The sequence below is a fragment of the Microbacterium sp. genome (assembly GCF_047605725.1).
Taxonomy (GTDB): Bacteria; Actinomycetota; Actinomycetes; order Actinomycetales; family Microbacteriaceae; genus Microbacterium.
Map to the genome: position 1 here is coordinate 1 of NZ_JASGFE010000070.1, position 10,999 is coordinate 10,999.

Below are 10,999 nucleotides of genomic sequence, written 5' to 3' on the forward strand. Positions count from 1 at the left end.
GTCGACCTGCTCCATGAGCGCCGCGTTGACCATGCCTCTATGATACGGGGTAGGCCCGACAACAGGCAGGGCGTGTCGTCGTGAGCATCGTGTATCTCGGACTGACGCCTCAGCGCAGCGGCGACGTGGCACATTTTGGCAACGAACACTGACGACGAGAACTTTCGGATCACACTTGACGCACTCGTGAGGCCCGAGAACACAGGCCTGTTTGCCAATGCCTACGCCGTTCTGCGGGCGCCTAACCCCCTCTCACGGCGGTAACGCGGGTTCGAATCCCGCTGGGGTCACAAGCGAGAAAATCCCCGGTGCTCCGGGGGTTTTCGCATTCCTCGCGCTCGGCCTCTCGTCCTCTCGGTCCCGACCGCTCCGATTCGCAGACCTGGCGCATCTTGTCGCCGGCGCCGCCCGCGGCGACAAGATGCGCCAAGCGAGCACGAGCGCTGCACCCTCACCTGGCGCGTTCTGCCGCCGGCCCCCACATCCGACGACAGAATGCGCCGAGCGAACCCCGCGGCGCGTCCGTCCCGCTCTGACGCGGTGACGGATGCCGGAAGGCCCATAGGGTACTCGGTAGGCCTGGCGGAGGACCGGCCGCTTCTGCATCGGTGCGCCCGGCGAGTTCTGGGCCCGCGCGCATGGCCGGACGAGCCGCTCGACGACTGGCTCGTCGATGCCGCAGCGGCCACCAGGGCGCCCGTTGTCGACTCGCACGCGCTCCTGTGCCCCGGCGGCACGTGCCACGCGGTGGTCAGGGGCCTGATCGCCTACATCGACGACAACCACCTGAGCGCCACGTTCACCCTGTCGCTCGCCGACTGGTTCGTGCGCGAGCTGCGCCCCCTGGTCGGCTGACACTCGATCCCGCGGGTCACTCCCGCTCTGAGCCCGACAGGTCGTCGCGCGGGGAGCTGCCGCGTCGCGCCCGGCGCAGCCGCACAGTCCGCCGGACCGCCCACAGCACGAGGCCGACGACGGCCAGCACGCCGATCCACGGCAGCAGGAAGCCGAGCGCGACGACGATGCCGTTGAGGGTCGCGATGAGCCCGTTCCAGCCGGCGACGAGGCCGTCGCCGAAGCCGGCCGGGTCGGCCTGCACATGCTCGGTCTCAGGCACGAGCGACACGGTGAGCGAGGACTCCGCGACCTGATCCTCCAGATAGGCCAGCTGCTGCCGGTAGGACTCCAGCTCCGCCTGGCGCTCGGCGAGCGCGCTTTCGGCGGCGATGAGGTCGGCGGTGCTCTGGGCGCCCGCCATCAGCTCGTTCAGGCGTGCCACGGAGGTCTCCAGCGAGCCCACGCGCGCCCGCAGATCCACCGTCGCCGTGGTGACGTCGGTGCGATCGATGCGCGACGCCGACACGTCGCCGATCCCGGCCAGCTCGTCCATCACGGCCGAGAGCTGATCGGCTGGCACCCGCACCGTGACCCAGGCCTCCGCGGACGCTGGCAGCGTCATCGTGTCGGACAGCGGCTGGAGCTCGCCCGTGCCGGCGGTCGAGCCGACGCTCATCGACTCGACGTGCCCGCCGACCGACTCGGCGAGCGTGCCGACGCGCTCGGCTGCCTGTCGCACGTCGTCGACCTCGACGGTGGCGGATGCCGTCGTGATCACCTCGCGCTCGGTGACTGCGGAAGGACTCGAGGCCTCGGTGCCCAGCGACTCCGCCTTCGCGTCGGACGCGTCTGGCAGCGCCGCGTCGCCGGCGGCATCCTGCCTCCCGAGATCCGGCTCCACCGCGGACTGCACGCTGCTCGCATCCGAGGCGGGCGAGACGAGGCCCGTGACCGCGGGGGAGATCACCGCCGCCACGACGACCACCGCCGCTGCTGCCCCCGCGACGGTCCACCAGCGACGGCGTCGCGCGCCTCGACCGCGCTGCGCGGTCTGGATCTCGGCGCGCTCCCGCGCGATCCGGTCGAACACGGCGTCTTCGAGCTCTCCGATGCGCGCATCGGAGAGCTCTGGCAGGGTCACATCCTCGGCGTTCATGCTCGTTCCTCCTCGACGGCGGTCCGCACGCGGGTGCGGATGCGGGAGAGACGGTTGCGGACCACGCCATGGCTGACCCCGAGCGCCTCGGCGGCAGCGGCGTACGCGTAGCCGTCGGCGGCGCAGAGGCGGAAGATGCTCTGGTCGAGCGGGCTCATCACGGCCACCTCGGCGAGGATCCGCTCCACGAGCTGCGCATCGACCACCTGCTTCTCCACATCGACCGTACCCGGCAGCGCGTCGTCCGCGGGTCCGGCGGAGTGCTCCCGTTCCCGCCGCTGACGACGGATGCGGTTGGCGCACTGGTACCGGCACACGGTGACCAGCCACGGCAGCAGCGAATCGCCGGCCAGCTCCAGCTCCGGCAGCTTCCGCCACGCCACGACGAACGTGTCCTGCGTGGCGTCCTCGGCGTCCGTCCGGACGCCGAGGAGGCCATGGGCGAGCCAGAACACCGGGCGCACGTGGCGCCGGTAGAGCGCACGGAAGGCGTGCTCGCTGCCGCCGGCGGCGGCAGCGAGCAGCTCGACGTCGGCACGCGCATCCGTTGCACTCATGACGCTCCCATCGTCTCTCATCTGTGTGGTGTCGCGCGCGGGAGGATCGTCTCGCCGCATGCGGCATCCGCCCTGTACGCTGCTGTACAGCGAGGGGGAGTATCCCGTCCTTGCACGCTCGTCATCACGGATCCCATCCGAGGGGTTCCGGGCGTGCTCCGCGCAAGCGGGGGAGAGACTCTCGACGTTTGCAGACCCGTTGAAAGGCCCACATGGACCTCCCCGTCTGGTTCGAGATCGGCTCCCTGGTCGTTCTCCTTCTCGTGCTCGTCGCCGACCTGCTCCTAATCGTCAAGCGACCCCACATCCCGTCGACGAAGGAGTCCACGCTGTGGGTGGTCTTCTACGTCGTGCTCGCGCTCGTGTTCGCCGGGTTCATGTGGCTGTTCGCGGGCGGCGAGTACGCCGGCCAGTTCATCGCCGGCTGGCTCACCGAGTACAGCCTCTCGATCGACAACCTGTTCGTGTTCGTGCTGATCATGGCGCAGTTCTCGGTGCCGCGGCGCTACCAGCAGAAGGTGCTGATGGTGGGGATCATCATCGCCCTGATCCTGCGGGGGCTGTTCATCCTCGCCGGCGCCGCCCTCATCGAGCAGTTCAGCTGGGTGTTCTACATCTTCGGCGCGTTCCTCGTGTACACGGCGTGGAAGCAGGCGTTCCCCGGCGGCGACCACGACTCCGACGTCGCCCAGGAGTCCTTCATCGTGCGCGTGCTGCGCCGCACGATCGACATCAGCGACGGCTACGACGGCGACAAGGTGCGCACGGTCGTGGACGGCAAGCGCATGTTCACGCCGATGATCATCGTGTTCGCCGCGATCGGCATGACCGATCTGCTGTTCGCGCTGGACTCGATCCCGGCGATCTTCGGCATCACCCAGAGCGCGTTCATCGTGTTCACCGCGAACATCTTCGCGCTCATGGGGCTGCGCCAGCTCTACTTCCTGCTCGGCGACCTCCTCGACCAGCTGAAGTACCTGCACTACGGCATCGCGTTCATCCTCGCCTTCATCGGGGTGAAGCTGGTCCTCCACGCGATGCACGAGAACGAGCTGCCGTTCATCAACGGCGGTCACCACATCGGGTGGGCGCCGGAGATCTCGACGGTCTTCTCGCTGGGGGTGATCGTCGTCTCGATGGTCGTCGCCACGGGCGCGAGCCTGGTCGCGTCCTCGCGCGACCGCGCCGCCGGCCGCACCGAGAGCTGATCCCCGCCGAGCCCGTCGCCGTGGGTGCGGCTGGGCGGACGCCCAGGGAGGCGGTGGTATTCTTGACCGGTGCGGATCGCTCGTCTTCTCCTTAGCGGCCGCGACGGGATCTCGTTCTGAGCCCTCTCCCGTCGCGGAGTCCGTCGCGGGCGTCATCCCCACTCCAGGAGAACGAGACACATGACCACCCAGATCCCCGATCGTCCGCGCACCCTTGCTGAGAAGGTGTGGGACGACCACGTCGTCGTCAAGGGCGAGGACGGTCAGCCCGACCTGATCTACATCGACCTGCACCTCGTGCACGAGGTCACAAGCCCGCAGGCCTTCGACGGCCTCCGTGCCGAAGGGCGCCCCGTGCGCCGGCCGGATCTCACGATCGCGACCGAGGACCACAACACCCCGACGCTCGACATCGACAAGCCGATCGCCGACCTGACCAGCCGCACCCAGATCGAGACGTTGCGCCGCAACGCCGCCGAGTTCGGTGTGCGCCTGCATTCGCTGGGCGACAAGGAGCAGGGGATCGTCCACGTCGTCGGTCCCCAGCTGGGCCTGACCATGCCCGGCATCACGGTGGTGTGCGGCGACAGCCACACCTCCACCCACGGCGCGTTCGGCGCGATGGCGCTCGGCATCGGCACCAGCGAGGTCGAGCACGTGCTGGCCACTCAGACGCTGCCGCTGAAGCCCTTCAAGACCATGGCCATCACGGTCGAGGGCGAGCTGAAGCCGGGCGTGACCGCGAAGGACATCATCCTCGCCGTCATCGCGAAGATCGGCACCAACGGCGGTCAGGGCTACGTCCTGGAGTACCGCGGCAGCGCCATCCGGTCGCTGTCGATGGAGGGCCGGATGACGATGTGCAACATGTCGATCGAGGCCGGCGCACGAGCGGGCATGGTCGCCCCCGACGAGACCACCTTCGCCTACCTGAAGGGCCGGCCGCACGCGCCCAAGGGCAAGGACTGGGACGACGCGGTCGCCTACTGGCGCACGCTCCCCTCCGACGAGGGCGCGGTCTACGACGCCGAGATCTATCTCGATGCGGCCGAGCTGGAGCCGTTCGTCACGTGGGGCACGAACCCCGGACAGGGGGTGTCGCTGTCCGACGCCGTGCCCGATCCTGCCTCGTTCGACGACTCCAACGAGCGGGCTGCGGCCGAGCGCGCCCTGGAATACATGGACCTGCGCGCCGGCACGCCGATGAAGCAGATCGCGGTGGATGCCGTGTTCATGGGCTCGTGCACCAACAGCCGCATCGAGGACCTGCGCGCGTTCGCCTCGATCATCCGCGGACGCACGAAGGCCGAGGGCGTGCGCGTCATGGTCGTGCCCGGTTCGGCTCGCGTGCGCCTGGAGGCCGAGGCCGAGGGTCTGGACAAGGTCTTCATCGACTTCGGCGCCGAGTGGCGCTTCGCGGGCTGCTCGATGTGCCTGGGCATGAACCCCGATCAGCTGGCACCGGGGGAGCGCTGCGCCTCCACCAGCAACCGCAACTTCGAGGGACGGCAGGGCAAAGGCGGGCGCACGCACCTGGTCTCGCCGCTCGTGGCGGCGGCCACCGCCGTGCGCGGCACGCTCTCCAGCCCGAGCGACCTCGATCCGGTACCCGCGCTGGCCGAGCCGGTCGGCGGCAGGACGGAGGCCTGACATGGACAAGTTCACGACTCACACCGGTGTCGCAGCTCCCCTGAAGCGCGCGGCGGTGGACACCGACCAGATCATCCCCGCCGTCTACCTCAAGCGGGTCACCAAGACCGGCTTCGATGACGCCCTGTTCGCCAGCTGGCGGCAGGACCCCGACTTCGTGCTGAACCAGCCGGCCTATGCGGGAGCGAGCATCCTGGTCGCCGGTCCCGACTTCGGCACCGGATCCAGTCGCGAGCACGCGGTGTGGGCGCTGCGCGACTACGGCTTCAAGGTCGTGCTCAGCTCGAAGTTCGCCGACATCTTCCGCGGCAACTCGGGCAAGCAGGGCCTGGTGACCGGCGTCGTGGCGGAGGACGCCGTGGAGCGGATCTGGGCGCTGCTCGAGGCCGATCCCGGTGCACAGATGACCGTTGACCTGGAGCGGCGCACGGTGAGCCTGGGCGCGTTCGAGGTGCCGTTCGACATCGATGACTACACGCGCTGGCGGCTGCTGGAGGGACTGGACGACATCGGGCTCACGCTCAGCAACGAGGCCGCGATCGCACAGTTCGAGGCGCGCCGAGAGGCCTGGCGGCCGCGGACGATCCCGGTCGCGTAGCGTGGAGCAGACCCCGCAGCCGCAACGCGGCATCCGCACGGCGACTCGTCGAGACACAAGTGAGGTTCAACGGATGAACACCCTGCTGAGTGCTTCGGTGTCCGCTGCTGCGCTCGATCGGACGACCGACGTGGGCCCCGAGGTCCTCGCGATCCGCGGGGGGCGGCCGCTCACCGGGCGCGTGGACGTCAAAGGCGCGAAGAACCTCGCGACCAAGGCGATGGTCGCTGCCCTCCTCGGCGAGACCGAGAGCGTGCTGCGGGACGTCCCCGACATCAGCGACGTGCACGTGGTCCGTTCGCTCCTGGAGGTCCACGGCGTCGGAGTCGACGACGACGGCGACGGGGTGCTGCGGCTCGACCCGCGCGGCGCGGTCTCGGCCCACATGGAGGAGATCGACACGCACGCGGGCGCCTCGCGCATCCCGATCCTGTTCTGCGGGCCGCTCCTGCACCTGCTCGGTCAGGCGTTCATCCCCGACCTCGGCGGATGCCGCATCGGCGACCGTCCGATCAACTTCCACCTCGACGCCCTCCGCAAGTTCGGCGCGGTCGTCGAGAAGCTGCCCAGCGGCATCCGCCTCTCCGCCCCCGGCGGACTGCGCGGCGCCGACATCGAGCTGCCCTACCCGAGCGTCGGGGCGACCGAGCAGGTGCTGCTGACCGCAGTCCGGGCCCGCGGCACCACGGAGCTGCGCAACGCGGCGATCGAGCCGGAGATCATGGACTTGATCGCGGTGCTGCAGAAGATGGGCGCGATCATCTCCTACGAGCCCAACCGGGTGATCTTCATCGAGGGAGTCGACTCGCTCTCCGGCTACGACCACCGCTGCATCTTCGACCGCAACGAGGCCGCATCGTGGGCGAGCGCCGCCCTGGCCACAGACGGCGACATCTTCGTCGCCGGTGCGAAGCAGCAGGAGATGCTCACGTTCCTGAACGTGTTCCGCAAGGTCGGGGGATCCTTCGACATCGCCGAGGACGGCATCCGCTTCCGCCGCGGCGGCGCCCTCAAGCCCGTCACGGTCGAGACCGACGTGCACCCGGGCTTCATGACCGACTGGCAGCAGCCACTCATCGTCGCGCTCACCCAGGCCCAGGGGACGTCGGTCGTGCACGAGACCGTGTATGAGAACCGGCTCGGCTTCACCGACGCGCTCGTGCAGATGGGCGCGGACATCGTCGTGCATCCGCACGGGCTCGACGGACCCTACCGCCGGGTCGGGCGTCGCGAGCTGGAGCAGGCGGCGGTCGTGACCGGGCCCACGCCGCTTCATGGCGCGGACATCGTCGTGCCCGACCTCCGCGGCGGCTACAGCCACGTCATCGCGGCGCTCACCGCCGACGGGGAGTCGATCGTGCGCAATATCGGCATCATCCGTCGCGGCTACGCGCAGTTCCTCGACAAGCTCACGGCTCTCGGCGCCGACTTCGACGTCATCGGATAGCCCCGTGTCCCGAGCCCCGATGCCGCGCGCATCCGACGAGAAGACCCGTCCGTCGATCTTCTGGCCGCTCGCCGGAATCGTCGTCCCGCTCGTCGGGCTTCTCGCCAAGATCGAGATCGAAGGCGCCGAGCACCTGCCGCGCGAGGGTGCATTCGTGCTCGCACCCAACCATTGCAGCGAGATCGACCCGGTCATCGTGGCGGTCGCCACGTGGCGGATGGGCCGGGCGCCCCGCTTCATGGCGAAGGAGAGCCTGTTCCGGGTGCCGGTGGTCGGGTGGGCGCTGCGGGCGACCGGCATGGTCCCGGTCGCCCGCAGCGCCTCCGCCGCCGCCGCCCGGCAGACGCTGAAGAGCTCGGCCGAGCTCGTCGCGCACGGTCGCGGGGTGATCGTGTACCCGGAGGGCTCGCTCACCCGCGACCCCGACCTGTGGCCCATGCGCGGGAAGACCGGGGCCGTCCGGCTCGCGCTCACCCGTGACATCCCGGTCATCCCGCTGGCGCACTGGGGCGTGCAGGAGATCATGCCGCGGTACGGCAGGCTCCGGCTGTGGCCGCCGCGCCGGCGGGTGCGGGTGCTGGTGGGTCCACCGGTCGACCTTGACGAGTACCGCCGCACGCGCTCGCAGCCGACGACTCTGGCGGCGGCGACCGACCGGGTGATGCACGACGTCGCGGTGCTGCTCGGGCGCCTGCGCGGCGAGAGCCCGCCCCTGGAGCGCTGGAACCCCGCCACGCACGGACAGAGGGAGACGGGACGCCTTGACTCCTAAGCAGACCGCCTCGAAGCCGCGTGTGGCCGTCCTGGGCGCCGGGAGCTGGGGCACGACGTTCGGCAAGGTGCTCGCCGACGGCGGCGCGCACGTGGTGATGTGGGCCCGGCGCGCGGAGCTCGCCCACGAGATCCAGGAGGCGAAGCGCAACAGCGAGTACCTTCCCGGGGTGAACCTGCCGCGTTCGATCTCGGCGACACACCACATCTCCGAGGCGCTCGACGGCGCCACCCAGATCTACCTCGCTATCTCCAGCCAGGCGCTGCGACAGAACCTCAAGGCCGTGCGACCCCTGGTCGCCGAGACCGACGCCCCGATCGTCTCGCTCATGAAAGGGGTGGAGCGGCGCACGGGCTTGCGGATGAGCCAGGTGATCGAGCAGGAGCTGCACTGCGCGCCGGAGCGCATCGCCGTGGCATCCGGCCCGAACCTCGCCCTGGAGATCGCGCGCGAGCAGCCGACCGCCGCGGTCATCTCCTCGATCAGCCAGCAGACCGCCGAGGCGGTGGCCAGGAGGGCGCGCAACTCCTACTTCCGCACCTTCGTGAACACCGATGTCATCGGCACAGAGTTCGGCGGCGTGCTGAAGAACCTCATCGCGGTGGCGATCGGGATCGTCGATGGGGTCGGCTACGGCGAGAACACGAAGGCCTCGATCATCACGCGGGGTCTCGTGGAGATGACCGACTTCGCGGTCGCGCAGGGCGCCGAGCCGGAGACGTTGCAGGGCCTGGCGGGCCTGGGCGACCTCATCGCGACCTGCCAATCGCCGCTGAGTCGCAACAACACCGCGGGGCGCCTGCTCGGTCAGGGCTACAGCTTTCAGGATGTGGTCAAGCAGATGGACCAGACGGCGGAGGGGCTCGCCTCGGTCGCGCCGGTGCTGCAGCTGGCCCGCGCGACCCATGTGCACATGCCGATCGTGGAGCAGGTGAAGATGGTGCTCGACGGCACCATGAACCCGCGTGACATCGCTCCGCACCTCACGACAGACGACGACCAGCCCACGGGCGAGAGGACCCACAATGGACAAGGCAGCGGTAGCGGTGCTCTTTGGCGGTCGGTCCAGCGAACATTCGATCAGCTCCGCAACAGCCGGGGGCGTCCTGCGGGCGATTGACCGCGATCGCTACCGGGTGATCCCGATCGGGATCACCCGCGACGGTGCATTCGTGCTCGAGGACGACGACGCCGACAAGTTCGCGCTCGACCCGGAGCGCCTCCCCGAGGTGGTCGACAACGGCACTCGGGTGCTGTGGCCGGAGGCCGCCGGGCGCCGCGAGCTGCGCGTGCGCCGCGCGGACGGCACGATCGACTCGCTCGGCGACGTGGACGTGGTGCTGCCGATCCTGCACGGCACGCACGGCGAGGACGGCACGATACAGGGTTTCTTCGACACGCTGGAGGTGCCGTACGCCGGTGGCGGCGTGCTCGATTCCGCGCTGTGCATGGACAAGCACTTCATGAAGATCGTGCTCGCGGCCGCCGGGGTGCCGGTCGTGCCGTCGATCACGGTCAGCGCGCGGGAGTGGGTCGGCGGACCTGACCGCGTGCGAGCGGATGCCGCACCGCTCGGCTTCCCGCTGTTCGTCAAGCCGGCGCGGGCGGGCTCGAGCGTCGGTGTTTCGAAGGTGCACGGCCCGGAGGAGTTCGACGACGCGATGGCGCTCGCGTTCGCCGAGGACGACAAGGTGCTCGTCGAGCAGGGGATCGTCGGCCGCGAGGTCGAGGTGGCCGTGCTGGAGGGCCGCGACGGCGCCCCGTCGCGGGCGTCGCTGCCGGGCGAGATCGTGCTGACCACGCGCGAGTTCTACGACTTCGAGGGCAAGTACCTCGGCGGCGATGGCGCTGAGGTCGTGTGTCCGGCCGCGCTCACCGACGAGCAGGTCGCCGCCGTGCAGGAGGCGGCGCTGCGCGCGTTCGCGGCCGTCGACGGCAAGGGCCTCGCGCGGGTGGATTTCTTCCTCGCCGACGACGGCCTGTACGTCAACGAGCTCAACACCATGCCGGGCTTCACGCCGATCTCGATGTTCCCCAAATGCTGGGTCGCCTCGGGCCTGCCCTATGACGAGCTCATCGCCGAGCTCATCGAGATCGCGCGCTCGCGCGGCTGATCAGGGCAGGACCGACGCGGCGCTCGTGCACGCCCGATCGCTCGGCAGCTGCTGCACGAGCGGCGCGAACGCGGTGAGCACGTCGTTGGAGGCCACCACCTCATTGTCGAGGAACACCTCCACCGCGGGCGTCCGCCCGTACGAGGTGACGAGATAGCGCGGCGCCTGCGAGTCGTCGACGATCCAGTCCACGCCGCCGACGGTGATGCAGCGTGCCTCGGTGGGGCCGGGCGGCTCGACGCCGCACGTGAGGATCACGGACGAGTCGCCTCCCGGCGGCCCCCACGCCCCGGTCGCCTGCGCATCGGTCCAGCGCCGCTGTTGACCTGCGACCTCGGCGGGAAGGCGCACGGTGACCTCGGCGCACAGGGGGTCGTTCGCATCCTTCGCGGTCGGCAGCGACACCGTGGTGGCGCAGCCGGTGACGGATGCCGCCGCCACGGCCCCGACCAGGGCACGAGCGACGCGGGACATCGCTCCAGGCTACCCGCGCCCGGCCGCACACGATCCATGCCCCTGCCGCGCCGTGCCCCTGCCGCGCCCTCCCGTCCCTGCACCACCCTTCTCCGCGAGACTCCACTGGTGCACCGAGACTGCACGCCCAGCATGCAGTCTCGGTGCGCGGATGGAGTCTCGCGGTCCGAGCGGGCGGCGCGGCGC

General features: G+C 69.9%; 11 protein-coding genes. 8 read left to right on the forward strand and 3 right to left on the reverse strand.

From position 1 onward, the window contains the following. The first annotated feature begins 495 nt into the window (after positions 1-495). Positions 496-855 (forward strand): SGNH hydrolase domain-containing protein, encoded by a 360-nt coding sequence (locus tag QM641_RS12075; RefSeq protein ID WP_415116812.1) that lies wholly within the window; start codon positions 496-498, stop codon positions 853-855. Between the two features lie 16 nt (positions 856-871). On the opposite strand, the gene QM641_RS12080 is transcribed toward QM641_RS12075, so the two are convergent. Further along, positions 872-1,993: a DUF4349 domain-containing protein gene (locus tag QM641_RS12080; RefSeq protein ID WP_415116814.1), complete on the reverse strand. Its 1,122-nt coding sequence runs from the start codon at positions 1,991-1,993 to the stop codon at positions 872-874. After that, a complete protein-coding gene (locus tag QM641_RS12085; RefSeq protein WP_415116816.1) occupies positions 1,990-2,550 on the reverse strand; it encodes an RNA polymerase sigma factor in 561 nt (186 codons plus the stop codon). Before QM641_RS12085 ends, QM641_RS12080 begins: the two co-directional genes overlap by 4 nt. Before the next feature lie 212 nt (positions 2,551-2,762). On the opposite strand from QM641_RS12085, the gene QM641_RS12090 reads away from it, so the two are divergent. The 7 genes from QM641_RS12090 (at position 2,763) to QM641_RS12120 (ending at position 10,339) form a co-directional block, all read left to right on the forward strand. Continuing rightward, entirely contained in the window at positions 2,763-3,758 is a 996-nt protein-coding gene (locus QM641_RS12090; RefSeq protein WP_415116818.1) for a TerC family protein, read from the forward strand. Between the two features lie 180 nt (positions 3,759-3,938). Beyond that, positions 3,939-5,408 (forward strand): 3-isopropylmalate dehydratase large subunit, encoded by a 1,470-nt coding sequence (gene leuC, locus QM641_RS12095; protein ID WP_415116820.1) that lies wholly within the window; start codon positions 3,939-3,941, stop codon positions 5,406-5,408. Between the two features lies 1 nt (position 5,409). Then, on the forward strand, positions 5,410-6,006 hold the full coding sequence (gene leuD, locus QM641_RS12100) for a 3-isopropylmalate dehydratase small subunit (RefSeq protein ID WP_415116822.1): 597 nt from the start codon (positions 5,410-5,412) through the stop codon (positions 6,004-6,006). Positions 6,007-6,079: 73 nt separating this feature from the next. Then, positions 6,080-7,453, forward strand: a complete 1,374-nt coding sequence (gene murA / locus QM641_RS12105) for a UDP-N-acetylglucosamine 1-carboxyvinyltransferase (protein WP_415116824.1) — start codon at positions 6,080-6,082, stop codon at positions 7,451-7,453. A 19-nt stretch (positions 7,454-7,472) separates the two neighbouring features. Next, positions 7,473-8,225 (forward strand): lysophospholipid acyltransferase family protein, encoded by a 753-nt coding sequence (locus QM641_RS12110; protein WP_415116832.1) that lies wholly within the window; start codon positions 7,473-7,475, stop codon positions 8,223-8,225. A gap of 22 nt (positions 8,226-8,247) precedes the next feature. Continuing rightward, on the forward strand, positions 8,248-9,345 hold the full coding sequence (locus tag QM641_RS12115) for an NAD(P)H-dependent glycerol-3-phosphate dehydrogenase (protein WP_415116826.1): 1,098 nt from the start codon (positions 8,248-8,250) through the stop codon (positions 9,343-9,345). Further along, positions 9,251-10,339, forward strand: a complete 1,089-nt coding sequence (locus QM641_RS12120; protein ID WP_415116828.1) for a D-alanine--D-alanine ligase family protein — start codon at positions 9,251-9,253, stop codon at positions 10,337-10,339. The genes QM641_RS12115 and QM641_RS12120 overlap by 95 nt, the downstream gene beginning before the upstream one ends. Here the strand turns inward: QM641_RS12120 and QM641_RS12125 are convergent, their stop codons facing one another. Then, the gene (locus QM641_RS12125) at positions 10,340-10,813 is read right to left on the reverse strand and encodes a DUF3515 family protein (protein WP_415116830.1); all 474 of its coding nucleotides are present in this window, start codon (positions 10,811-10,813) and stop codon (positions 10,340-10,342) included. Positions 10,814-10,999 lie beyond the last annotated feature (186 nt).